The organism is Mesorhizobium sp. M0227 (assembly GCF_040321855.1).
Taxonomy (GTDB): Bacteria; Pseudomonadota; Alphaproteobacteria; order Rhizobiales; family Rhizobiaceae; genus Mesorhizobium.
Genome location: NZ_JAMYSJ010000002.1, coordinates 1 through 23,502 on the forward strand (window position 1 = coordinate 1; position 23,502 = coordinate 23,502).

Here is a 23,502-nt window from a genome sequence, read left to right on the forward strand (position 1 = left end):
GGTGTCGAGCGAAGCTCGACGGAGTGGGGGTCGACCTTCGCGCCCGCCTGAGGTTACTGCGCGTTTGGCGGACGCCTTCCCCCGCTCCGTCGCCGCTTCGCGGCGCCACCTCTCCCCCCTCCGGAGGGAGAGGAAAGGAGCCAAGGCAGTGCAAAGGGAGGCGGCGACACGACCTCGTTTGCGCAACCCTACTTGATCGCCGAATCGAACAGATGCGCCTTGATCTTCTCGACATCGAGCGCGGCAAAACCTTCCGACAACTTGTATCCGTCGGCATCGGCCTTGACCTTGGCCTTGTCGAAATCATTGGCCGGACCGATCAGCTCGTTGGTGCAGACGTCCTCGGCCTTCACCGGAGCGGTGATCTGGCCGATCTTGTGGATCTCGTCGAAAAAGCCCTGCCAGCTCGCCATGTCGTGCGAGCCCCAGCCGCCGCGCTTGTCCATGTCGCCGCGGAAGACGTTGATCTGCTGCAGGATCGAGGTGGTGCCGAGCTCGGGCCCGAGATTCTTGGCCAGCGTCGGGAACTGCTCGAACACCGCTTCGACCGCCGCGCGGGGATTCTGGTAGCCGAATTCGAGGCCCATCGCCCAGCCGCGCAGATACTTTTCCAGCAACGCCTTCTTGTCGGCATCCTCGAGGTCGGCGGCGCGCACGACGAAGGTGTTGGCCGGCAGCTTGGAATTCTGCACGCCGAGCCAGTATTCAAAGTCGAGCCCCTTGGCGATCCATTCGGCACGCAGCCCTTCCCATGCCAAAGCGGCGTCGCCCTGGCCGCCGGCCAGCGCCGTGCCCCAGGTCGGCCAGCCGGCCTCGACATATTTCACCTTCTTGATGTCGACGCCTTGCGCGGCCAGCAGCGGGTCGGTGATCGACTGCCAGGCGGCGGAGCCGAGCAGGATGGTCTTGCCTTCCAGCTTCTTCAGATCGTTCGATCCCTCGCCCTTGCGGAAGGCGATGCTGAACGTGTCGCGCGCGCCCATATGGAACACCGACTTCAGCTTCATGCCGTTCTGGATGGCGAAGGAGAACACGCCGGGCGACGGGAAGCCCATGTCGGCCTGGCCGACATCGACGAACTTCACCGTCGCGGTGCCGTCCGACGGCCCCGGCTGCATATCGGTGTCCAGCCCATCGAAATAGCCGGCCTTCTTGGCCGCCCAGTAGGGATAGTCGTCGAGCACTTCGAGCGTGCCGCGCGGCGAGATCCAGGTGAATTTTCCGTAGGGTTCGGCCCTGGCCTTGAGGCCGGTGGCGCCGAGCGCCGTGGCCGTCACCAGCCCAGCGCCGGTCACCTGCAGGAAAGTGCGGCGGCTGATCCCCGCCGGATTAATCGAGATTTTTTTGGTCATGGCATTCCCCTTTTTTGTTTGATTTCGGTCTCTTGCCGCCCGCCTCCCGGGCGTTCATATCCTTGTGTTCAAGCCTCCCAGCTCGCCCACTTCTTGCCGATCAGGAAGAACAGCACGTAGATCAGGATGCCGAGCGTCGACAGGATCAGCACCACGGCGAAGAACTGCGGCATCTGGATCATCGACGAATAGGTCGTCAGCCGGTTGCCGAGGCCGAAACCGCCGCCGACCATTTCGGCGCCGACCGCTGTCAGCAGGCCGAAGATGGCGCCGATCATCAGCCCGACCAGGATCATCGGCAGCGCCATCGGCGCGCGGATCTTCCAGAAGATCTGCAAGGTGCTGGCGCCATAGGAGCGCGCCAGCGCGATCTTGGCGCTGTCGACGCGGCGAAAGCCGGTCGCGGCATTGATCATCACCATCGGCCCGGCGGCCAGCGCCACCGCGATGATGCGCGGCGTGTAGCCGAAGCCGAAGCGCAGGATCAGAAGCGGCACCAGTGCCAGCATCGGCGTGGTGACCAAGAGCAGGATGTAGGGCGCGACGATCTTCTCGGCGAACGGGAACTGGGTGATGACGGCGGCCAGCACCAGGCCGACGATGGCGCCGATGGTGAAGCCGGACACCAGCTCGACCAGCGTGTAGCCGAGATGCGGCGCGATCAGCGGAAACTCGTCGAACAGCGCATAGGCGATCGAGCTCGGCGGCGGCATGATGTAGAGCGGCACATGAAACAGCCGCAGCGCCAGTTCGATGCCGCCGATGATGATCACCGCCACAGCAAGAATGGCCGCCACCTCCTTGCCCGACTTGATGCCGGGGCCGCTGGCGAAGGCCGACAGATTGGTCAGGCTGACCTCATGGCCGTCGCCCGACTTGGCACCAGACTTGGACTTGGAGAATTCCGGGATCGTGTCGCTCACGGCCTGATCCTCACGATCTCGGCGCTCGGGCGCTCCGGCGCTTTTGGCCGCGTGCGTTCGCCGACAATGTCCATCTTGATACGGTTGGTGAGGTCGAAGACCTCCTTCGTCGCCATGATCTCCAGCGAGCGCGGCCGGGGAAACGGCACGCGATACTCCTTGGCGACGCGGCCAGGCCGGGCGCTCAGCACCACGACCCGGTCGGAGAGGAAGATCGCCTCCTCGATCGAGTGGGTGATGAAGACGATGGTTGTCTTGGTGTCGAGCCAGATCTCCTCGACCAGCCGGTTCATCTCCTCGCGGGTGAAGCTGTCGAGCGCGCCGAACGGCTCGTCCATCAAAAGCACCGAGGGCTTCAGCGCCAGCGCCCGCACGATCGCCGCGCGCTGCTGCATGCCGCCCGACAACTCGCGCGGAAATTTGCCGCCGAAGCCGTCGAGCCCGACCCGGTTGAGCAGATGCGCGATCCACGCCCGGTCCGGCTTCTCGCCCTTGATCTCGAAGGGAAAGCGGATGTTGGCATCGAGATTGCGCCACGGCAGAAGGTTCGCTTCCTGGAAAACGATCCCGATATCGGGATGCGGACCGGTGATGGCCTTGCCGTCGAGCCGGATCTCGCCGCTGGTCAGGCTGTGCAGGCCCGACATCGACCACAAGAGCGTGGTCTTGCCGCAACCGGAAGGACCGACGATCGAGACGATTTCATTGGCGCTGACATCGAGGCTGCAGCGGTCCAGCGCCAGCAGGTCGCCGGAGGCCGTATGATAGATCTTGGTCGCTGCCTGCACGCCAAGCTTCGGCTTTTTTGCATCGCCCGTGTTCATCTGCCCCCCGGGAAGATTGCGCGATGATCCATTGGCTCATCCCCGCGAAAATCAGTCTGTAACTATCCTACTTTCCTGTCAAGCGCGAGCGCTGGTACCCGTATCACAAAAATGGTCCTGAATATCTATCTTGTTGTTTTAATGATATTTTCATAGCCTTGAAATACGTGTTGCTTTCCTACATACTTCCGAATTCGCGCAGACTGGAAGGAAGCAGAGAAGGTGCGGTTTCCCCAACGACACGCTGCGGTTGCGATGCGGTCGGGCGCGTGGAGCCAGGGCGTGCAAACATGCTAAGACGGCAGCCTCGCAACCCAGGGAAAGACCAGGACCCCATGACCGAAGCTGGCAGCCAGGACGAGCCTGTTCCAGACCAGGATGCCGAGGGGCGCGATCCTGTCCGGCGCATTCCCGACATCATCTCGCTGGTCAAGGATTCCTATAGCGAATTGCGCCCGGCCGAACGCCGTGTCGCCGATGTCGTGCTCGACGACGTCAAATATGCCGTCGACGCCTCCAATGCCGCCCTTGCCCAGCGCGCCGGGGTCAGCGAACCGACGGTGACCCGGTTCTGCCGCGCTATCGGCTGCGAGGGCGTGCGCGACTTCAAGCTGAAGCTGGCGCAGAGCCTCGTCGTCGGCGCTCTCTATCTGGCCAAGTCGCCCTCCGTCAGCAATGACAATGGCATGCCGTTCTGGAACGCCGTGTTCGGCGAGGCGCGCCGGGCGCTGCAGGAGGCCGAGCGGCAGATCGACCCGGCGCAGCTGCAGAAAGCCGCCGAGCTGATCGCCAAGGCGCGCCAGGTTACGGTCTTCGGCCTCGGCGGCAGCTCCTCGGCGCTGGCGCAGGAAACCCAATACCGGCTGTTCCGCTACGGCATCACAGTCAGCGCCCAGTGCGACCCCTATCTGATGCGCATGACCGCCTCGACGCTCAAGCCGGGCGATCTGGTGATCGCCATTTCGGCCACGGGACGCACCCGCGAGGTGATCGAGGCCGTCGAGCTCGCCAAGCATTACCGCGCCAACGCGATCGCCGTGACCGCGCCCGACACCGAACTCGCCCGCGCCTGCGACGTCAGGCTGACGGTGGCGGTGCCCGAATATCCCGACACGCTGAAGCCGACGGCCTCGCGCTTCGCCTTCCTGGCGGCGATCGACCTTTTGGCGGTGGCCTCGGCCTACAAGCTCGACGGCTCGGCCCGCGAGACGGTGCGCCGCATCAAATACAACGCCCAGATCCACCGCACCGGCAAGGAGATGGAGCCGCTCGGGGATTAGCTCCCTCCTCCCCGTTCACGGGGAGAAGGTGCCGGCAGGCGGATGAGGGGCGGCGCCGCGTTCGACAATTGAGATTTTTACGCCGTGTGCGGCGTGTTGCAGGAAGAGGGAAAGACATGCTCGAGATAGCCCCATCGAAACAGGCAGCCGCATGGCTCGGGTCCTTTGCCAAGGCACTCGAAGCGGGAGACGCGGCGGCCGCGACCAACCTGTTTGTCGATGATTGCTACTGGCGCGATCTCCTGACCTTCACCTGGAACATCACCACCATGGAAGGCCGCGAGGCGATCGCCGATATGCTGAAAGCTGCGCTGGCGACGACCAAGCCCAGGGCATGGCAGCTGATCGGCGAGGCAACTTCGGAGGAGGGCACCATCGAGGCTTGGTTCAGCTTCGAAACCGCGGTGGCGTCAGGCGAAGGCATCATGCGGCTGCGCGACGGCCGCTGCCGGACATTGTTCACCGCGATGACGGACCTCAGGGGATTCGAGGAGCGCAAGGGCGCAGACCGGCCACTCGGCGTGCGCCACAAGGCCGATCCCCAGCGTGAAACCTGGTCGGAGGCGCGGGCGCGCGAGACGCGCGAGCTCGGCAACGAGGAACAGCCCTACTGCCTGGTCATCGGCGGCGGCCAGGGCGGCATCATGCTGGGGGCGCGGCTGCGCCAGCTCGGCGTGCCGACCATCGTCATCGAGAAAAATGCGCGGCCGGGCGATTCCTGGCGCAACCGCTATCGCACGCTCGTGCTGCACGATCCGGTTTGGTACGACCATCTGCCCTACATCCCCTTCCCCGAAAACTGGCCGGTATTCACGCCCAAGGACAAGATGGGCGACTGGCTGGAAATGTACACGCACGTCATGGAGCTCAATTACTGGGTCGCCACCAAATGCCTCAGCGCGTCCTATGATGAGGTCGAAAAAGTCTGGACCGTGGTGGTCGACCGCGTCGGCCGGCAGATCACGCTGAAGCCCAAGCACATCGTCTTCGCCACCGGCGCCTACGGCCCGCCACGGCGGATCGATCTTCCGGGCGCCGACCGGTTCAAGGGCGAATTGCTGCACTCCAGCCAGTATGCCAGCGGCGAGAAATTCCGGGGCAGACGTGTCGCTGTCATCGGCGCGGCAAGCTCCGGCCACGATGTCTGCGTCGACCTCTGGGAAAGCGGCGCCGAGGTCACCATGATCCAGCGTTCACCGACGACGGTGGTCAAATCGAGCACGCTGATGGAGGTCGGCTTCGAGATCTTCTCGGAAGACGCACTGGCGCGCGGCATCACCACCGAGAAAGCCGACATGATCGTCGCCTCGACACCGTTCGCGCTGGTGCCCAAGGGCCAGCGGGCGCTTTACGAGGTGATCAAGGCGCGCGACGCGGCCTTTTATGACCGCTTGCGCGCCGCCGGCTTCGCCCTCGATTTCGGCGACGACGAGACCGGCCTTCTGATGAAGGCCTACCGCACCGGCTCCGGCTACTATATCGATGTCGGCGCTTCCGACCTGATCATCGACGGCAAGATCGGCATCCGCAGCGGCGTCGCCATCAAATCGCTGACCCCGAGCGGCATCCTGTTCGAGGACGGCAGTGAACTCGCCGCCGACGCCATCATCGCCTGCACCGGCTATCAGTCGATGAACGAGAATGTCGCCGCGATCGTCTCGCGCCAAGTCGCCGACAAGGTCGGCCCGTGCTGGGGTCTTGGCTCGGGCGTCAAGGGCGACCCCGGACCCTGGCAAGGCGAGCTGCGCAACATGTGGAAGCCGACCGCGCAGGAAGCACTGTGGTTCCACGGCGGCAATCTGGCGCTGTCGCGCTTCTATTCGAAATATGTGGCGCTGCAGATCAAGGCGCGGAGGGAAGGGATTGAGACGCCGGTGTATGGGGCGGTGAGCAACGCCAGGTAAGGTCGACCCCCACTCCGTCGAGCTTCGCTCGCCACCTCTCCCCCGATCGACGGGGTAGAGGAAAGGCGCGAATTCGCCAGCCTTGGCGCTTTTCCTCTCCCTCCGGAGGGGGGAGAGGTGGCGCCGCGAAGCGGCGACGGAGTGGGGGAAGCACGCTCGCCCAGCGTGCAGCAGCCGCCGCTAGGCAGGCACAACCCCGACGGCCGAGATCAGCTAGTCATGCCGATGCCCAAAATGCCTCGCCGCAACCTCGACATGCGTATGCCGTTCATGCGCCTCGAAACGCTCCGTCTCGCTGACATCATTCACCGCCTCGTTCGGCCACCAGGTGCCGCCGATAACGATGCCTTCCGACACCAGCCTCTGGTCGGCGACCAATGACGCGCCGACCGCATCTACAAAGGTGAAGCGGCCCGGGCGCTGGCGGAGCACGGCGACATCGCCGACGGTGCCCACCGCCAGCGTGCCGAGATCAGGCCGCGCGATCGCCCTCGCCGGCGCTTGCGTGGCGGCGCGCAGGACCTCGACCAGCGGCATGCCGAGCGCCAGCAGCTTCGACATGCAGACCAGGATGTCGAAGGCCGGCCCATCGACGCAGTAGAGATGCACGTCGCTCGAGATCACGTCCGGGGCCAGCCCTTCCTCAAGCATGGCGCGGGCGACGGCGAAATCGAACGAGCCCATGCCGTGGCCGATGTCGAAGATGACGCCGCGCTCGCGCGCCAGCCGCATGTCGGGCCGCACCGCGCCGGAGGCGAACACCGGCGCATTGGGAAACGGCCGGAAGCAGTGGGTGAGGATGTCACCCTTGCGCAGGCGCGGCAGCACTTCCGAGCGGCCGGGCGGCGGCTCGTCGATATGCGCCATCAGCGGCAGGCCAGCCTGGTCGGCGGCCTCCAGCGCCAGATCCACCGGGGCGATGCCGCTGGTGCCGCCGGCATGCTTGCCGGAGCGGACTTTTACGCCGACCACGACATCGCGGTGTTCACGCACCGCCGCGACCACCTCGCGCGGTTCGCACAGCCTGAGGTCGCTGCACTCGCCGACCGACACCGTCTGCGAGAAGCCGAAAATGCCGGCAAAGGAAATGTTGACATAGGCCAGGATGCGGACCTTCGACCGCTCCATGACATGGCGGCGGAAGCCGAGGAAATTGCCGGCTCCCGCACTGCCCGCATCGATGAAGGTGGTGGTGCCGCTCTTGGCGGCCAGCCGGTCGGCATCGACGCCGAGCGACGTGCCGCCCCAATAGACGTGGCTGTGCAGGTCGACCAGGCCCGGCGTGACGATGCAGCCGCCGGCATCGACGATCTGCGCGGCGCTGGTCACCGGGATATCGGCATCGACAGCGGCAACGCGGCCATTGGCGATGGCGACATCGCGCGGCGCATCGATCCCGGACGCCGGATCGATCAGCCGTCCGCCCTTCAGCAGGAGGTCGAATTGCATTGGGGTAACCTCCGCTTCGTTGCTTTTTGCTCAGAGAGGCCGGTAGGCGACCGCCTCGACCTCGATCTTGATGTCGATCATCAGCCGCGATTCGACCGTGGTGCGGGCCGGCGGGTCTTTGGGGAAGTGCCGGGCATAGACCGCGTTGAAGGCGCCGAAATCGCGCGCATCCTCCAGCCAGACCGTGGTCTTCACCACATCGTCCATGGTGCAGCCGGCCAGCGCCAGCGCGGCCTTGATGTTGGCGAGCACCTGCTCGGTCTGTTCCGATATGCCGCCCTTGACCACGATGCCGTCGCTGCCGACGGGAACCTGGCCCGAGACATAGACGAGATCACCGGCCCGCACGGCTGGCGACAACGGTACATGCGATGTTCCAAAATACTGTTTCGGCAAGGGACAAGCCTCCTCTGATGACAGGACGGGGTGCCATGGCAGCGCCCGCTTCGATCGACACTTACGCCGATCGGGGCGATCCTCATAGGGGGCTTGTTGGAAAGCAACATTCTTCGAAATCCGCGTTGCTTTATTACAAGAGCGCTTGCATCGTACGCGCTGGCGGGCGACTTGGGAGCTGTAACGCACAGACGCATTTGCCAGAGCGGAGACACCCAGCAATGACTTACGACAAGAACCCGTTTCCATCAGGCGATACCGATCGCCACGCGCTCTGGGAAATGCTGGTGCGGCGCGACATCGACGCCTTCATCGGCCAGGATTGGGCCATGGTCGAGGATGATTTCGTCGCCGAGAGCTTCTTCGGCATGCATGCGCATTTCCTGCACAACGCCGACGCCTGGCGGCTGCAGTTTCCAAGGCTCGAAGTCTACCGCGACGAATGGCTGCGCCAGGCCAGGGAGACGGCGGCGACCAAATTCGCCGAGCCGCTGCGCGAGGCGCTGTTTCGCGTAACCAACATGCGCGACATCGATGTCGACGGCGACCGCGCTGTGCTGCACAAGAAATTCGACGGCTCGGTTGCCAAGGCGGACGGCAGCGTCGATCGCTTGAAATGGCAGACGCTGTATTTCTGCAGCAGGGTCGGCGGCAGCTGGAAGATCGCTGGCTTCGTCGGCTACATGCCGCATCCGCTCGGCAGCTAGAACCACCGATCACTAGAGCGCAGGTGGGTCGGGCCGAACGTGCGGCCCGGCATCGCGCCCGCCATCAGCGCGCCGTTGAACAGCGATGGCGGATGCAAGGCGCCGCATTCCATCAAACGCACCGCCAGGCATTCGCAATGCCTTTTGCGCGCCATTCTTACGAATTTGTATGCCGCCGGACAGGCCGGTGTGAACTCGTTTGCTTACGATGCGCGGGGTGGATCGCCGCCGCCCCGCCGCAACCGTCGACCTCTGGACTTCAGCCATGCTCGCGCCCAACAGGCAACAACCCGCCGCACCGAGCCACAACAGGGTTCCCGACGTCACCCTCGACTTCTGGCTGATCAAGCTGATGGCGGTCACCACCGGCGAGACCGCGGCGGATTATCTTGCCGACACAATCGGGCTTGGGCTGACCGCCACCTCGCTGATCATGACCGGCATCCTGATCGCGGCCCTCGTCCTGCAGTTTGCGCGGAAACGCTATGTGCCGTGGGCTTATTGGCTGGCGGTGGTGCTGATCAGCATCGTCGGCACGCTGGTGACGGACAGCCTCGTCGACAGTTTCGGCGTGCGCCTGCAGACGGCAACCATCGCCTTCTCGGTCGCGCTCGCTGCGACATTCGCGGTCTGGTACGCCAGCGAAAGGACGCTGTCGATCCACACCATCTTCACCACCAGGCGCGAGATCTTCTACTGGCTGGCGATCCTGCTGACCTTCGCGCTCGGCACCGCCGCCGGCGACCTCGTCGCCGAAAGCTTCGACATGGGCTATCTCACATCGGGGCTGCTGTTCGGCGGCGTCATCGCGCTGATAGCGCTCGCCTACTGGCTGCTCAGTCTCGACGGCATCCAAGCCTTCTGGCTCGCCTATATCCTGACGCGGCCGCTCGGCGCTTCCTTCGGCGACCTGCTGTCGCGGTCGGCCAGGCATGGCGGCCTGGGTCTCGGCACCATCTTCACCAGCCTGCTCTTCCTCGGCTGTATCATTGCGCTCGTCCTGCACATGACCCTGAAGGGCGACGAGGCCGATGAGATCCTCCTGGAATCGGATTGACCTCAGCGTGTGCGTGCGCTGACCAAGTGCAGAGCAGAATGGAAGTTTTCTTCAGTAGCGATCCTTCACACCCCCCTCTGGCCTGCCGGCCATCTCCCCCGCAAGGGGGGAGATTGACTGTACCTCCGCTTTCGCCAATCCTCGAATGTTGCAAGAGTTGCAAGAGGGGTGGGGGGATCGAAGCTGCCGATCTCCCCCCTTGCGGGGGAGATGCCCGGAAGGGCAGAGGGGGGTGCTGTCCCGCGGGCGTCGGGTTCCGCATCGCTACGCGGCTCGGAGATGTCACGGCATCCCAAGGACGAAGCCAGGAAAGCTTCCGCCAATCGCGAATGTATGACGAAAGCGCCACCATACCTGCGCGTCGTGACATCCTAGGAACAAGCCCGTGCCGGTGATAGCCTCTCCATCTCGGCAACGGACCGGACCTTTCATGCGACTGCTTCTCGTCGAGGACGACCACAGGACGGCCGACTATATCGTCAGGGGACTGACCGAAGCCGGCCATGTCTGCGACCTGCTGCGCAACGGACATGACGCGCTGTTCGCGGCGACCCGGGGCAATTACGACGTGATCATCGCCGATCGGATGATCCCCGGTCTCGACGGCCTGTCGATGGTCAAGGCGGTGCGCGCCGCGGGCGTACGGACGCCGGCGATCTTTCTCACCTCGGTCGGCGGCATTGACGACCGCGTCGAGGGGCTCGAGGCCGGCGGCGACGACTATCTGGTCAAGCCCTTCGCCTTTTCCGAACTTCTCGCCCGCATCAACGCGCTTGGCCGGCGGCCAGCGGCGCAGGAGCAGAAAACCGTCCTGCGGGTCGCCGACCTCGAAATGGACTTGATCATGCGGCGGGTCACCAGGCAGCGCCAGCCGATCGACCTGCAGCCGCGGGAATTCAGCCTGCTGGAAGTGCTGATGCGCGGCGAAGGCCGTGTCATCACCCGCACCATGCTTCTGGAGCGCGTCTGGGATTTTCATTTCGATCCCAGGACCAGCGTCGTCGAGACCCATATCAGCCGGCTGCGGGCCAAGGTCGACAAGCCCTTCGAAACCCAGCTCATCCACACCGTCCGCAACACCGGCTACAGCCTGCACGCGCCGTCATGACCGGAACATGGTCCCGCCTGCTGCGCAGCACGCCGTTCCGGCTGGCCCTGACCTTCGCCTTCCTGTTCGTGCTGGCCTTCGTCCTGTCTGGCGCCATCGTCTACCAGATGATGAGCGCCGATCTTGCCGAGCGGCTCGACGACACCATCAAGGAGACCTACGCGGTCGTCGCCGCGACCTATGCCGAGAACGATCTCAAGGAGCTGGTTGAGACCGTCGGCAGCCACTCCCTGCGCAGCCTCAAGAAGGAGCAGCTGTTTTCGCTGACCGACGCGACGGGCAATCGCCTGGCCGGCAACTTCACCGCGGCAGGGCTTCCCGACGGCTTCTCGATGTTCGACACCGAAATGCCCGGCGTGCCGCCCGGCGCCGAGTACCGCGCCTATTCCGGCCCGGTCGGCGGCAACACCTTGACCGTCGCCTTCAGCCTTTCCGAGACGGAGGAGCTGGAGAGGATCGTGCTGATGAGCTTTGGCTGGGGAACCCTGATCATCACCGGGCTGGCGGTCGCCGGCGGCGCCCTGCTGGCTTCGCGAGTCCAGCGCCGTCTCGACGGCATCGCCGCCACCATGGTGGATGTCTCGCATGGACGGCTGGACACCCGCATTCCGCTGACCGGCAAGGGCGACGACATCGACATCGTCTCCAGCCAGGTCAATGCCGCGCTCGATCGCCTGTCGGCACTGGTCGAAGGCATGAAACAGGTCAGCGCCAACATCGCCCACGATCTGAAGACGCCCCTCAACCGGTTGCAGATGATCCTCGACACCGCATCGGAAAAGAATCTGTCGGGCCAGAAGATCGCGGCTGAACTGGCCGAGGCGCATGCCGAGAGCCTGCAGATCAACGAGACCTTCGATGCGCTGCTGCGTATCGCGCAGATCGAGGCCGGCGCCCGCCGGGCGCGGTTCAGCGATGTCGATCTGGGCGAGGTGTTGCAAACCATCGCCGAGATCTATGCCGACGTGGCCGAGGACGACGGAAAGTCGCTGTCGTTGGCGCAATCACAGGAAACGACGGACCTGATCCATGGCGATCGCGAGCTGTTGACGCAGATGTTCGCCAATCTGGTCGAGAACGCGCTACGCCATTGTCCATCGGGCACGACGATAAAGCTGTCGGCGACGCGCCAGGGCGAACGCGTCGTTGCCGGTGTCGCCGACAACGGTCCCGGCATTCCGGCGGAAGAGCGCGAGAAAGTGTTCCAGAGGCTTTACCGGCTGGACCACAGCCGCTCGACGCCGGGCAGCGGGCTGGGTCTCAGCCTTGTCAGGGCCATCGCCGACCTGCATGGCGCATCGATTACGCTTGAGGATTGTCGGCCTGGCCTTGAGGTGGCGGTGAGCTTTCCGCCGGCGCTGGATTGGTAGGCGAAATGAACCATTCGTCCAATGCCTGAGGTAAGGAAATTGGCGAAAGCCGAAGTGACGGCCAATCTCCCCCCTTGCGGGGGAGATGCCTGGCAAGGCAGAGGGGGGTGCTGTCCCGCCGACCTGTCGATCTGTCACACGGCGCAGATGGCCGAGGCTAGCGCCTGAGCACCCCCCTCTGGCCTGCCGGCCATCTCCCCCGCAAGGGGGGAGATTGGCAGCGTCGACCCTCACCGATCAATCCGCGTCGACAGGATGATCGACGACAAAGTCCGTTCGACTCCGTCCATGGCGCCGATCTGGTCGAGCAGCATGTCGAGGTCGCGGATCGACGGCGCGTCGACGATGACGATCATGTCGAAATTGCCGCTGACCGAATGCAGCGTCCTGACCGTCGCCAGGCCGCGCAGGGCGCGCACCACCTTGTCGGCGAGCTTGGGCGTCACGGTGAGCAGCACATGTGCCCGCACCAGCCCCTGCTCGTAGTCCGGCGCCAGCCGCACGCCATAGCCTGATATGATGCCGCGCTGCTCCAGCCGTTCGATCCGGCTCTGTACCGTGGTCCGCGAGACGCCAAGCCGCCGCGCCAGCTCGGCGGTCGAGGCGCGCGCATTCTCGCGCAGCAGGGAAAGCAGGGCTTGTTCGGCGTCACTGAGCATTTCGACGATTCTTCTCGGCAGACTAGCCAATAGATGGTTTCGTTTCGAACAAAACCACGCTTCCATTCGACGGGCAAGCTGCGAATCTGGGCTTACAATCAGTGAGGGATCGGTCATGAAGAAAATTGTCGTTGTCGGCGCCGGAAAGATCGGCTCGACCATTGCCGAGATGCTCGCCGCCACGGGGGATTATCAGGTCACGCTCGTCGACCGCTCGGCAGCACAGCTCGCTTCCGCCGAACTGCCGGCCACGGTCGCGACGCTGGAGCTCGACATCGAGGCATCCGGCACGCTGGAAGCCGCCCTCGCCGGCAAATTCGCGGTGCTCAGCGCCGCTCCCTTCCATCTGACCACCCGCATCGCCGAGGCAGCGGCCAGTGCCGGCGTGCACTATCTCGACCTGACCGAGGATGTCGTCTCGACCCGCCGCGTCAAGGAATTGGCGCGCTCCGGCAGAAACGCCTTCATTCCGCAATGCGGCCTGGCGCCGGGCTTCATCTCGATCGTCGCCAACGATCTCGCCAGCCGATTCGACACGCTCGAAAGCGTGCGCATGCGCGTCGGCGCTTTGCCGCAATACCCGTCCAATGCGTTGAACTACAATCTGACCTGGAGCACCGACGGCGTCATCAACGAATATTGCGAGCCCTGCGAGGCGATCGTCGAGGGCGAACTGGTCGAGGTGCCGCCGCTGGAGGAGCGCGAGGAATTCTCACTCGACGGCGTCACTTACGAAGCCTTCAACACCTCCGGTGGGCTCGGCACGCTGGCCGAGACGCTGAAGGGCAAGGTGCGCACGCTGAACTACCGCACGATCCGCTATCCCGGCCACGCCGCGATCATGAAGGCGCTGCTCAACGACCTTGGCCTGCGCCACCGCCGCGACGTGCTGAAGGACATTTTCGAGAGCGCCCTGCCGGCGACGCTGCAGGATGTGGTCATCGTCTTCGTCACCGTCTCGGGCCGCAAGAACGGCCGCCTGCTGCAGGAGACCTACGCCAACAAGATCTACTCGAAGCGTGTCGGCGACACGGTGCGCAGCGCCATCCAGATCACCACCGCATCCGGCATCTGCGCCGTGCTCGACATGCTGGCCGACGGCAGCCTGCCGGCGACCGGCTTCGTCAAGCAGGAAGACATCGCGCTCGACGCATTCCTAGCCAACCGCTTCGGCCGCGCCTATGCCCAGCACGAGATGGTGAGCCGGCTGGCGAGCTGAAGTTCTTCACCCTCCCCCTTGTGGGGAGGGTCGGCTCGCATGCGTAGCGAAGCGTAGACTGCGAGACGGGGTGGGGTGAGCGCTGACGGTCGGCGAGGACCCCCACCCCGCTCCGCTTCGCGGATCGACCCTCCCCACAAGGGGGAGGGTAAGCATCCTCAAATATGCAGCGCGTGCCCCAGCGCCTTGAGCGCCGCTTCCTGGAACCCTTCGCCCTGCGTCGGATGCGCATGGATCGTGCCGGCAATGTCCTCCAGCCGCGCGCCCATCTCCAGCGCCAGCCCGAATGACGCCGCCAGTTCCGACACACCTTTCCCGACCGCCTGGATGCCAAGCACCAGATGGTTGTCGGCCCGCGCCACCACGCGGACGAAGCCGTCTTCGCCCAGCTTCGTCATCGCCCGGCCATTGGCGGCGAACGGGAACATGCCGATCTTGATCTCGCCGCCCAGAGCTCTGGCCTCTTCCGGTGAAAGACCAGCGGTGACGAGTTCCGGATCGGTGAAGCAAACGGCGGGAATGGCGCGCTTGTCCCAGTTGCGCTTGTGACCGGCGATGATCTCGGCGACCATCTCGCCCTGGGCCATCGCCCGGTGCGCCAGCATCGGCTCACCGGTGACGTCACCGATGGCAAAGATGCCGCGCATCGAGGTGCGGCACTGCTCGTCGATGCGGATGAATTTTCCAGCCATATCAAGGTCGATCTGGTCGAGCCCCCAGCCTTCGGTCACCGGCTTGCGGCCGACCGTCACCAGGATTTTTTCGGCGGCGACCTTGGCGCTCTTGCCGTCGGATGTCTCGATCAGCAGCGCGTCGCCTTTGGTCGACAGCCCCTTGGCCTTTGCACCCAGCATCACCTCGATGCCGAGTGCGTTGAGCCACTTGACCACCGGCCGGGTGAGTTCCGCATCATATTGCGCCAGCACGCGCGGCAACGCCTCGACCACGGTCACTTTGGCGCCCATTTTGGCGAAGGCCATGCCGAGTTCCAGTCCGATATAGCCGCCACCAACGACGGCAAGTTTTTTTGGCACCTCACCGAGTGCCAGCGCCTCGGTTGAGGAAATCACCGGACCGCCAAAGGGCAGGAACGGCAGTTCGACCGGCGTCGAGCCGGTGGCGATGACGATCGCCTCGGCGCGGATCACTTGGCTTCCCGTCTCGGTCTCGACCTCCACAGTCTTGCCGTCGCGAAAGCTCGCCCAGCCATGCACGGTCTTGACTCCTGCCTTCTTGAGCAGGCCGGCGACGCCGCTGTTGAGCCGGCTCACGATGCCGTCCTTCCAAGTGATCGTCTTAGCCAGGTCGAGCGTCGGTGCGGTGAGCGAAATGCCAAGCGGGCTCTTGCCGCCCGCCATGTGTGAGACCCTCTCGAACTCTTCCGCCGCATGGATCAGCGCCTTGGACGGGATACAGCCGACATTGAGACAGGTGCCGCCTGGTTTGCCCGACTCGACGATCACCGTGTCGACGCCGAGCTGCCCGGCACGGATGGCGCAGACATAGCCACCGGGACCCGCGCCGATGACCAGCAGCTTGCAGGAGATTTCTTTCATGGGGATACGCTCTTTTTGGTGAGGAAGGCCCCCTCATCCGGCCGCTTCGCGGCCACCTTCTCCCCGCTGGGGAGAAGAGACTGGCGCCTGCGCTGACGACCTCCTCTCCCCTCGGGGAGAGGTCGGATTGCCCCGAATTGCCTTTGCAATTCGGCTGGCAATCCGGGTGAGGGGGCCTTTGCGACGGTTCTCATCCCCTCAATCCACGAAAATCAGCGCCGGTGTTTCCAGCAGCGTCTTTATCCGCTGGATGAACACCGCCGCGTCCCAGCCGTCGATGACGCGATGGTCGAAGCTCGACGACAGGTTCATCATCTTGCGCGGCATGAACTGGGTGCCGTCCCACACCGGCCGCACCATCATCTTGTTGACGCCGATGATCGCCACTTCCGGATGGTTGATCACCGGCGTCGTCGCCACGCCGCCCATGGCGCCGAGCGAGGTGATGGTGATGGTCGAGCCGGACAGCTCGTCGCGTGTCGCGGTGCCGGACTTGGCAGCCTCGGCCAACCTGATGACCTCAGTGCCGCATTCCCAGATGTCGCGCGCCTCGGCATGCCTGACCACCGGCACCACCAGCCCCGACGGCGTCTGCGCGGCAATGCCGATATGGATGCCGCCATGCTGGTGGATGATGCCGGCCTCGTCGTCGAACAGCGAATTGAGGTTGGGCTGGTCCGCTAGCGCCTTGACCATCGCCCGCATCAGGAACGGCAGCAGCGTCAGCTTCGGCCGCTCCGCGCCCGGGCGCTTCTCCTTGTTGAGTGCGGCGCGCAATTCCTCCAGCGCGGTGACGTCGATCTCCTCGACATAGGTGATGTGCGGGATGCGCGATTTGGACAGCGTCATCTTCTCGGCGATCTTGCGCCGCAGCCCGACCACCTTGATGTCCTGTATCGTATCGTTGCGGGCGAGACCGGATGTCCTGGCGACCTGCGGGCCGCGCGCCAGGAACGCCTCGATATCCTCATGGCCGATGCGCCCGGCAGGGCCGCTCCCCGCAACCTGCCGGAGATCGATGCCCGCCTCTTTTGCCCGCAGACGGACGGCCGGAGAGGCCAACGGTCTTTCGCCCTCGGGCCGGGGTGCGCCGGCGGGCGCGACAACTCCGGACGTCGGCGCAGTACCCCCGCCCCTAGCCCCTCCCCACAAGGGGGAGGGGAATTCTGTCTGCGCTGCTCGCACGCTTTTTGCGGAGGACTCTGATGATGGCGAAGTAGATTTTGCTCCGCCCTTGGAGGCCGTGGCGCGTCCCCCTCCCCCTTGTGAGGGGCTAGGGGTGGGGGTACTCTCAGCCGTGACTTTTGCCGGCGTCGCACCACCCGCAACATTGCCCTCGCCTGCCACCTTCAGCCGCACGATGGGCGAGCCGATCGCCACCGTGTCGCCGATCTCGGCGCCCAGCCACAGGATTTCGCCGTCGACAGGCGACGGGATTTCGACCGTCGCCTTGTCGGTCATGACGGCGGCAAGCACGGTGTCCTCGCGCACCATGTCGCCGATCTTGACGTGCCATTCGACGAGCTCGGCTTCGGCGACACCCTCGCCGACATCGGGCAGCTTGATGATGTGTTCGCCCATCTCAGGCCCCCATGGTTTCAAGCAAAGCACGGCCTACCCGGGCGGGACCGGGGAAATAGTCCCATTCCTGCGCATGCGGATAGGGCGTGTCCCAGCCGGCAACGCGAGCGACCGGCGCTTCGAGGTGATAGAAGCAGTTTTCCTGCACCAGGGCCGACAGTTCGGCGCCGAAGCCCGACGTCAGCGTCGCCTCGTGCACGATGACGCAGCGCCCGGTCTTCTTGACCGAGGCGACGATCGTGTCGAGATCGAGCGGCAAAAGGGTCCTGAGATCGATGATCTCGGCATCGATGCCGGTTTCCTCGACCGCGGCCTGCGCGACATAGACCATGGTGCCGTAGGCGAGCACGGTGAGGGCCGAGCCTGCCCGGCGGATCGCCGCCTTGCCGAGCGGCACGGTGTAGTGGCCGTCGGCGACCTCTCCGAGCTCATGTTTCGACCACGGCGTCACCGGCCGGTCGTGATGGCCGTCGAAAGGGCCGTTGTAGAGCCGCTTCGGCTCCAAAAAAATCACCGGATCGGGGTCTTCGATCGCCGCGATGAGTAGCCCTTTGGCGTCATGTGGGTTGGACGGCACCACGGTCTTCAGTCCCGACACATGGGTGAACAGCGCTTCCGGGCTCTGGCTGTGCGTCTGGCCGCCAAAAATGCCGCCGCCGGTCGGCATGCGCACCACGATCGGACAGGTGAAATCGCCGTTGGAGCGGTAACGCAGCCGTGCCGCTTCCTGCGTCAGCTGGTCGTAGGCCGGATACATGTAGTCGGCAAACTGAATCTCCACGCACGGCTTCAGGCCATAGGCGGCCATGCCGATGGCCGAGCCGACAATGCCGGATTCGTTGATCGGCGCATCGAAGCAGCGGCTCTTGCCGTATTTGGCCTGCAGGCCTTGCGTGCAGCGGAATACGCCGCCGAAGAAGCCGACATCTTCGCCGAACACGACGACTTTGTCGTCGCGCCCCATCGACACGTCCATGGCATCGCGAATGGCCTCGATCATGGTCCGTCTCGGCATGGCTCAAACCCCCGCCTGCTGGCGCTGGCGTCTGAGATGCGGCGGCATCTCGGCATAGAGCCCTTCGAACATGTCGCGCGTCGACGGCTTGCCGCCGGCATGCAGCGTGCCGTGGCTTTCCGCTTCCTTCTGCGCCGCGATTACCGTGTCGAGGATTTCCGCCTCGGCCTGCGCGTGCCGCTCGTCCGACCAGACGCCGAGCGCGATGAGATGGTTCTTCAGCCGCACGATCGGATCGCCGAGCGGCCAGGCGTCGGATTCGGTCTTTGGCCGATAGGCCGAGGGGTCGTCCGAGCTCGAATGCGCGCCGGCACGGTAGGTGACATATTCGACCAGCGTCGGCCCGAGATTGCTGCGCGCCCGCTCCGCCGCCCATTTGGCAACCGCATGCACCGCGAGATAGTCGTTGCCGTCGACGCGCAATGACGGGATGCCGAAGCCGAGGCCCCGGGCAGCAAACGTGCCCGAGCCGCCGCGCGCGATGCCTTGAAAGGTCGAGATTGCCCACTGGTTGTTGACGACGTTGAGCACGACCGGCGCCTTATAGGTGGAGGCGAACACCAACGCCGAATGAAAGTCGGACTCGGCCGTCGAGCCGTCGCCGATCCAGGCGGCTGCGATGCGCGAATCGTTCGATATCGCCGAGGCCATCGCCCAGCCGACCGCCTGGATGTACTGCGTCGCCAGATTGCCGGAGATCGAGAAGAAGCCGTGCTCCTTCGACGAATACATGACCGGCAATTGCCGGCCCTTCAGCGGATCGGCCTCGTTGGAATAGATCTGGTTCATCATCGTGACCATCGGATAGCCGTCGGCGATGAGCAGGCCGGCCTGCCGGTAGGTCGGGAAATTCATGTCGCCGGGTTCGAGCGCCTTGCGGAAGGCACAAGCCACGGCCTCTTCGCCCAGATGCTGCATGTAGAACGAGGTCTTGCCCTGGCGCTGCGCCATCTGCATGCGGGCGTCGAAGGTTCGCAGCGTCATCATGTGGCGCAGGCCCGCCAAAAGCTCGTCGCTGGAAAGCAGGCCGGCCCAAGGGCCGACGGCTTCGCCGGCGCGGTTCAGCACGCGGATGATCGAGAAGGCATGATCGCGGATCGCGCGCGGATCGACAGAGATTTCGGGGCGCGGCACCGAGCCGGCCTTCGGGATCGGCACATTGGAAAAGTCAGGCGTTCCGCCCGGCCGCACTTCCGGCTCCGGAACGTGAAACCGCAACATCCCAGCATCGGCCATGACGTCTGTCCTCCAATGTTGCCTGGTGCCGATATTTGCATATCTGCGCCGCCAGGCCAGTGCGAATTCGTCGGGGTAGCCTGCGGACGTCGGTCCCGGCCGCGCCGGCCGATCCAGCCTCCCCAGAACCAAGATGAAGATATGTCGACGAAATTTCTTGTCGATGTTGGGGGACGGCGCGCAATTAGGGAGAAGGTTGTGCCGGGTTTCGGGTCAGATAAGGCGATTTAGGTGCCGGCATCGAAGCTGCCAATCTCCCCCTTGGTGGGGGAGATGCCCGGCAGGGCAGAGGGGGGGCGTGAAGGATTGCTAACCTCGTCGCTTTACAAGTTCAGTAGAAAACAAGCTTGAGGGCGCATTCTTGATCGACCGAGAAGTCGGCGGGACAGCGCGCCCCCTCTGTCCTGCCGGACATCTCCCCCACAAGGAGGGAGATTATGCTCTTCACCGTTTGCACCAACCTCCATTCACCCCGCCCCCGCATCATGCTAACCAACCCGCCATGGCACAGAAGAAAGCTTACGAGGTCGATGGGTGGTTGGCGCGGCCGGACCAGAGCATCTCGATCGTCCTGCTTTACGGTCCCGACCGCGGCCTCGTCTCCGAGCGGGCGAAGGCGTTTGCCGGCAAGACCGGCCTGCCGCTCGACGATCCGTTTTCGGTGGTCAGGCTGGAGGGTTCGGAGGTCGACCGTGACGAGGGCCGGCTGCTCGACGAGGCCCGCACCGTGCCGATGTTTTCCGACCGGCGGCTGCTATGGGTGCGCAATGCCAGCGGCCAGAAGGCATTGGCCGACGACGTCAAGGCGCTGACGGCGGAGCCCGCGCGCGATGCCATCATTCTCATCGAGGCCGGCGATCTCAAGAAGGGTGTCGGCCTGCGCGCCATCGTCGAGGCGGCGGACAGTGCCATGGCGCTGCCGTGCTATGGCGATGAGGCGCGTGACATCGACGGCGTCATCGACGCCGAATTGAGCAAGGCCGGCATGTCGATGACCATGGAGGCGAGGCAGGCGCTGCGCCGCAATCTCGGCGGCGACCGGCTGGCCTCGCGCGGCGAGATCGAAAAGCTCGTGCTCTACGCCCATGGCCAGAACGAGATCGGCCTGGAAGAGGTCAAGGCGATGTCGGGTGATGTCTCCGGCGCCTCTTTCGACGACGCGGTCGACGCGCTTCTCGAAGGCAAGGTCGGCGACTTCGATATCGCCTTCACCCGCCATTGCCAGTCCGGCGGCCAGCCCTTTCTGGTGCTGTCCTCGGCAATGCGGCAGTTGCAGCAGATCCAGACCATGCGCGGCCAGATGGAGTCCAGCAACCGCAACGCCGCCTCGGTCGTCGCCGCCGCCCGCCCGCCGGTGTTTTTCTCCAGGCGCAAGCTGGTCGAGAAGGCGCTGGAACGCTGGAACGTCGACGCGCTCAGCCGCGCGTTGACCCGGCTCCAGACGGCGGTGCTGCAGACCAGGCGGCGGCCGGATCTTTCCGTCGCATTGGCAAGGCAGGCGCTGCTCGGCATTGCCGTGGAAAGCAGCCGGCTGGCGCAAAGGTAGGAGATTGGCGATCTCCCCCTCGTGGGGGAAGATGGCTGGCAAGCCAGAGGGGGGCGCTGTCCCGCCGGCGTCTCTATTGGCTAGAATGCGCCACCTGACAGCTTGTCAGCTATTCGAAAGTGACCAAAGCTGGCGTTCCTTCACGCCCCCCTCTGCCCTACCGGCATCTCCCCCACGTGTGCAGGGCTGTCGCATATGGAATTCCTGAGATGTCTGCCCGGCACGGCCCCCACCCCTAACCCCTCCCCACAAGGGGGAGGGAGACTTCCGTTGGCGCTGACCCAGGAGAATCGCCTGTCTTTTCGGCGCCAAGAAGAATAAAAGACACGCGGCAGCATTCCCTCCCCCCTTGTCGGGAGGGTTAGGGTGGGGGTTCTTCTTCGCAAGAATCCATATGCGATAGCCCTGCCCACGAGGGGGGGAGATTGGCAGCTTCGCCGCGTTCGCCAAACATAGGCGCCGCAAAGAGAAGGGCCGGCAACCGCCAGCCCTTTATGCCTCAAGCCCGTGCCAACCAGCTCAGCTGGACCTTAAGCCAGGAGTTAATTTGCCGGCTAACTACCGATCCTGCTTCAGCCTGCGGCACAGCTCATCAAGCTGTTCCAGCGACCGGTACGAAACCCGCAGCACGCCGCCTCTGCCCTTGTGGTCCACCGACACAATCATGCCGATCGTGTCGGTCAACAGCTTTTCCAGGGCCAGCGTGTCGGCGTCCTTTTGCTCAGGACTTGGCGCCGGCTTGGCTTCCCTGGCGCTGCTGCTGCCGGCCGGCATCTGCGCCAGCGCTTCGGCCTGGCGCACCGAAAGTCCCTCTTCGACGATGCGCTTGGCAAGGCCGGCCGGATCTTCCGCCGTCACCAAAGTGCGGGCGTGGCCGGCCGACAGTGCGCCGTCGACCAGCATGTCGCGGATCACGTCCGGCAGCTTCAAGAGCCGCAGCGTGTTGGCGACATGGCTGCGGCTCTTGCCGATCACCTGGCCGAGATCGGCCTGGGTGTAGCCGTGCTCGTCGATCAGTTGCTGATAACCAAGCGCCTCCTCGACCGCATTGAGATCGGTGCGCTGGACGTTCTCGATGATCGCCAGTTCGAGCGCGGTACGGTCGTTGACCTCGCGGATGATGACCGGAATCTCGGACAGCCCGGCGCGCTGCGCCGCGCGCCAGCGCCGCTCGCCGGCGATAATTTCGTAGCGGCCGGCCTGTGTCGGCGAAGGCCGCGCCACCACCGGCTGGACGACGCCATGTTCGCGGATCGATTGGGCAAGGTCCGTCAGCTCGGCATCGCCGAAATGCCGGCGCGGATTCTTCGGATTGGGGGTCAGGAACTCGATCGGCACCTTGCCGTCGGCGCTCATGCCAGGCTTTTCGGGGACTGCCGGACGATCGATCTCTCCGATCAGCGCTGCCAGCCCACGCCCCAGTCTCTTTCTTGAAAGGTCTTCGCTCATCTTTATTCCAGTTGGCTATTCCAAATCGTTTCGGTGTCGAATCGGCTCTTAGCTATGCATCCGGCCTAATCAAGCGGCGCGCAACTTGCGCTCGCGGCGGATCACTTCCGACGCCAGTTGCAGATAGGCCTGGCTGCCGGAGCACTTCAAATCATAGAGGATCGCCGGCTTGCCGTAGGACGGCGCCTCGGACACCCGCACATTGCGCGGAATGACGGTCTCGTAGACCTTGTCGCCCATATGCGCCCGCACATCCTGCACCACCTGGTTGGCGAGATTGTTGCGGCCGTCATACATGGTCAGCACGATGCCCTGGATGGTGAGATCCGGATTAATCGAGCGGCGCACCTGCTCGACCGTCTCCAGCAACTGGCTGAGACCTTCGAGCGCGAAAAACTCGCATTGCAGCGGTACAAGAACAGAATCGGCCGCAGCCATTGAATTCAAAGTCAAAAGATTGAGCGATGGCGGGCAGTCGATCAGCACATAGCCGAATGGTGCGCCGCGCTCGGTCGCAGCGCGCAGCGCATTGCGCAGCTTGAGCACACGGTCGGGCGCCGAGGCGATCTCCATTTCGATGCCGAGCAGGTCGAGCGTCGACGGCACGATCGACAGGCCGGGCACCGCCGTGGGGATGGCCGCGGCCTCCAGCTCAAGCTCGCCGGTCAGCACGTCATAGGAGGACACCGTGCGGTCCTTGCGATCGATGCCGAGGCCGGTGCTGGCATTTCCCTGCGGATCGAGATCGACGATCAGCACCTTTTCGCCGATCGCGGCCAGCGCGGTCGCCAGATTGATGGCGGTCGTTGTCTTGCCGACACCGCCCTTCTGGTTGGCTACGGTGATGATTCGGGGGCCATTCTTCATCATG

20 protein-coding genes are annotated in these 23,502 nt (G+C 64.5%); 8 read left to right on the plus strand and 12 right to left on the minus strand.

Annotated elements, in window-relative coordinates:
- Positions 1-188 precede the first annotated feature (188 nt).
- The 3 genes from NKJ00_RS03570 to NKJ00_RS03580 form a co-directional block, all read right to left on the minus strand.
- Positions 189-1,352: an ABC transporter substrate-binding protein gene (locus tag NKJ00_RS03570; protein ID WP_352628768.1), complete on the minus strand. Its 1,164-nt coding sequence runs from the start codon at positions 1,350-1,352 to the stop codon at positions 189-191.
- 68 nt (positions 1,353-1,420) lie between these two features.
- Positions 1,421-2,275, minus strand: coding sequence for an ABC transporter permease (locus NKJ00_RS03575; protein ID WP_127297856.1), 855 nt, complete (start codon positions 2,273-2,275; stop codon positions 1,421-1,423).
- Positions 2,272-3,099, minus strand: coding sequence for an ABC transporter ATP-binding protein (locus tag NKJ00_RS03580; protein WP_023813386.1), 828 nt, complete (start codon positions 3,097-3,099; stop codon positions 2,272-2,274). The genes NKJ00_RS03575 and NKJ00_RS03580 overlap by 4 nt, the downstream gene beginning before the upstream one ends.
- A 335-nt stretch (positions 3,100-3,434) precedes the next feature.
- Here NKJ00_RS03580 and NKJ00_RS03585 point away from each other — a divergent pair, with 335 nt between their 5' ends.
- Complete coding sequence (locus NKJ00_RS03585; protein ID WP_352628770.1) at positions 3,435-4,379, plus strand: MurR/RpiR family transcriptional regulator; 945 nt, start codon at positions 3,435-3,437, stop codon at positions 4,377-4,379.
- Between the two features lie 116 nt (positions 4,380-4,495).
- A complete protein-coding gene (locus NKJ00_RS03590) occupies positions 4,496-6,283 on the plus strand; it encodes a flavin-containing monooxygenase (protein WP_352628772.1) in 1,788 nt (595 codons plus the stop codon).
- 213 nt (positions 6,284-6,496) lie between these two features.
- Here NKJ00_RS03590 and NKJ00_RS03595 read toward each other — a convergent pair whose 3' ends face one another.
- Together NKJ00_RS03595 and NKJ00_RS03600 are read right to left on the minus strand one after the other, a co-directional pair.
- Positions 6,497-7,732: an amidohydrolase/deacetylase family metallohydrolase gene (locus tag NKJ00_RS03595; RefSeq protein ID WP_352628774.1), complete on the minus strand. Its 1,236-nt coding sequence runs from the start codon at positions 7,730-7,732 to the stop codon at positions 6,497-6,499.
- 30 nt (positions 7,733-7,762) lie between these two features.
- Complete coding sequence (locus NKJ00_RS03600) at positions 7,763-8,128, minus strand: RidA family protein (RefSeq protein WP_352628776.1); 366 nt, start codon at positions 8,126-8,128, stop codon at positions 7,763-7,765.
- A gap of 221 nt (positions 8,129-8,349) precedes the next feature.
- Between NKJ00_RS03600 and NKJ00_RS03605 the strand changes: the two genes are divergently transcribed.
- From NKJ00_RS03605 to NKJ00_RS03620, 4 genes are all read left to right on the plus strand, one after another.
- Complete coding sequence (locus NKJ00_RS03605; RefSeq protein WP_023813391.1) at positions 8,350-8,835, plus strand: hypothetical protein; 486 nt, start codon at positions 8,350-8,352, stop codon at positions 8,833-8,835.
- A gap of 265 nt (positions 8,836-9,100) precedes the next feature.
- Positions 9,101-9,892, plus strand: coding sequence for a COG4705 family protein (locus NKJ00_RS03610; RefSeq protein ID WP_352628778.1), 792 nt, complete (start codon positions 9,101-9,103; stop codon positions 9,890-9,892).
- A 430-nt stretch (positions 9,893-10,322) separates the two neighbouring features.
- Positions 10,323-11,000 carry a winged helix-turn-helix domain-containing protein gene (locus NKJ00_RS03615; RefSeq protein ID WP_352556153.1) on the plus strand — a complete coding sequence of 226 codons (678 nt, stop codon included), beginning with the start codon at positions 10,323-10,325 and terminating at the stop codon, positions 10,998-11,000.
- Complete coding sequence (locus NKJ00_RS03620) at positions 10,997-12,370, plus strand: HAMP domain-containing sensor histidine kinase (protein WP_352612551.1); 1,374 nt, start codon at positions 10,997-10,999, stop codon at positions 12,368-12,370. Before NKJ00_RS03615 ends, NKJ00_RS03620 begins: the two co-directional genes overlap by 4 nt.
- Before the next feature lie 230 nt (positions 12,371-12,600).
- On the opposite strand, the gene NKJ00_RS03625 is transcribed toward NKJ00_RS03620, so the two are convergent.
- Positions 12,601-13,029, minus strand: coding sequence for an Lrp/AsnC family transcriptional regulator (locus NKJ00_RS03625; RefSeq protein ID WP_023813397.1), 429 nt, complete (start codon positions 13,027-13,029; stop codon positions 12,601-12,603).
- A gap of 115 nt (positions 13,030-13,144) precedes the next feature.
- Here NKJ00_RS03625 and NKJ00_RS03630 point away from each other — a divergent pair, with 115 nt between their 5' ends.
- Positions 13,145-14,248, plus strand: coding sequence for a saccharopine dehydrogenase family protein (locus NKJ00_RS03630; protein ID WP_128305951.1), 1,104 nt, complete (start codon positions 13,145-13,147; stop codon positions 14,246-14,248).
- 158 nt (positions 14,249-14,406) lie between these two features.
- Here NKJ00_RS03630 and lpdA read toward each other — a convergent pair whose 3' ends face one another.
- From lpdA to NKJ00_RS03650, 4 genes are all read right to left on the minus strand, one after another.
- On the minus strand, positions 14,407-15,804 hold the full coding sequence (gene lpdA / locus NKJ00_RS03635) for a dihydrolipoyl dehydrogenase (protein WP_352628780.1): 1,398 nt from the start codon (positions 15,802-15,804) through the stop codon (positions 14,407-14,409).
- A gap of 198 nt (positions 15,805-16,002) precedes the next feature.
- Positions 16,003-17,385 (minus strand): dihydrolipoamide acetyltransferase family protein, encoded by a 1,383-nt coding sequence (locus NKJ00_RS03640; RefSeq protein ID WP_352628782.1) that lies wholly within the window; start codon positions 17,383-17,385, stop codon positions 16,003-16,005.
- A 1-nt stretch (position 17,386) separates the two neighbouring features.
- Positions 17,387-18,400: an alpha-ketoacid dehydrogenase subunit beta gene (locus NKJ00_RS03645; protein ID WP_027162844.1), complete on the minus strand. Its 1,014-nt coding sequence runs from the start codon at positions 18,398-18,400 to the stop codon at positions 17,387-17,389.
- 3 nt (positions 18,401-18,403) lie between these two features.
- A complete protein-coding gene (locus NKJ00_RS03650) occupies positions 18,404-19,636 on the minus strand; it encodes a 3-methyl-2-oxobutanoate dehydrogenase (2-methylpropanoyl-transferring) subunit alpha (protein ID WP_352628784.1) in 1,233 nt (410 codons plus the stop codon).
- Positions 19,637-20,138: 502 nt separating this feature from the next.
- Between NKJ00_RS03650 and holA the strand changes: the two genes are divergently transcribed.
- A complete protein-coding gene (holA, locus tag NKJ00_RS03655) occupies positions 20,139-21,182 on the plus strand; it encodes a DNA polymerase III subunit delta (RefSeq protein WP_023813404.1) in 1,044 nt (347 codons plus the stop codon).
- Positions 21,183-21,740: 558 nt separating this feature from the next.
- On the opposite strand, the gene NKJ00_RS03660 is transcribed toward holA, so the two are convergent.
- A complete protein-coding gene (locus NKJ00_RS03660) occupies positions 21,741-22,631 on the minus strand; it encodes a ParB/RepB/Spo0J family partition protein (RefSeq protein ID WP_352628786.1) in 891 nt (296 codons plus the stop codon).
- Positions 22,632-22,700: 69 nt separating this feature from the next.
- The gene (locus NKJ00_RS03665; RefSeq protein ID WP_013528736.1) at positions 22,701-23,501 is read right to left on the minus strand and encodes a ParA family protein; all 801 of its coding nucleotides are present in this window, start codon (positions 23,499-23,501) and stop codon (positions 22,701-22,703) included.
- Position 23,502 lies beyond the last annotated feature (1 nt).

Coding starts and splice junctions, on each gene's coding strand:
- NKJ00_RS03660 (WP_352628786.1), bottom strand. CDS start 22,631: ATGAGCGAAGACCTTTCAAGAAAGAGACTGGGGCGTGGGCTGGCAGCG.
- lpdA (WP_352628780.1), bottom strand. CDS start 15,804: ATGAAAGAAATCTCCTGCAAGCTGCTGGTCATCGGCGCGGGTCCCGGT.
- holA (WP_023813404.1), top strand. CDS start 20,139: ATGGCACAGAAGAAAGCTTACGAGGTCGATGGGTGGTTGGCGCGGCCG.
- NKJ00_RS03585 (WP_352628770.1), top strand. CDS start 3,435: ATGACCGAAGCTGGCAGCCAGGACGAGCCTGTTCCAGACCAGGATGCC.
- NKJ00_RS03570 (WP_352628768.1), bottom strand. CDS start 1,352: ATGACCAAAAAAATCTCGATTAATCCGGCGGGGATCAGCCGCCGCACT.
- NKJ00_RS03640 (WP_352628782.1), bottom strand. CDS start 17,385: ATGGGCGAACACATCATCAAGCTGCCCGATGTCGGCGAGGGTGTCGCC.
- NKJ00_RS03620 (WP_352612551.1), top strand. CDS start 10,997: ATGACCGGAACATGGTCCCGCCTGCTGCGCAGCACGCCGTTCCGGCTG.
- NKJ00_RS03650 (WP_352628784.1), bottom strand. CDS start 19,636: ATGGCCGATGCTGGGATGTTGCGGTTTCACGTTCCGGAGCCGGAAGTG.
- NKJ00_RS03605 (WP_023813391.1), top strand. CDS start 8,350: ATGACTTACGACAAGAACCCGTTTCCATCAGGCGATACCGATCGCCAC.
- NKJ00_RS03645 (WP_027162844.1), bottom strand. CDS start 18,400: ATGCCGAGACGGACCATGATCGAGGCCATTCGCGATGCCATGGACGTG.
- NKJ00_RS03580 (WP_023813386.1), bottom strand. CDS start 3,099: ATGAACACGGGCGATGCAAAAAAGCCGAAGCTTGGCGTGCAGGCAGCG.
- NKJ00_RS03625 (WP_023813397.1), bottom strand. CDS start 13,029: ATGCTCAGTGACGCCGAACAAGCCCTGCTTTCCCTGCTGCGCGAGAAT.
- NKJ00_RS03665 (WP_013528736.1), bottom strand. CDS start 23,501: ATGATGAAGAATGGCCCCCGAATCATCACCGTAGCCAACCAGAAGGGC.
- NKJ00_RS03590 (WP_352628772.1), top strand. CDS start 4,496: ATGCTCGAGATAGCCCCATCGAAACAGGCAGCCGCATGGCTCGGGTCC.
- NKJ00_RS03615 (WP_352556153.1), top strand. CDS start 10,323: ATGCGACTGCTTCTCGTCGAGGACGACCACAGGACGGCCGACTATATC.
- NKJ00_RS03610 (WP_352628778.1), top strand. CDS start 9,101: ATGCTCGCGCCCAACAGGCAACAACCCGCCGCACCGAGCCACAACAGG.
- NKJ00_RS03595 (WP_352628774.1), bottom strand. CDS start 7,732: ATGCAATTCGACCTCCTGCTGAAGGGCGGACGGCTGATCGATCCGGCG.
- NKJ00_RS03630 (WP_128305951.1), top strand. CDS start 13,145: ATGAAGAAAATTGTCGTTGTCGGCGCCGGAAAGATCGGCTCGACCATT.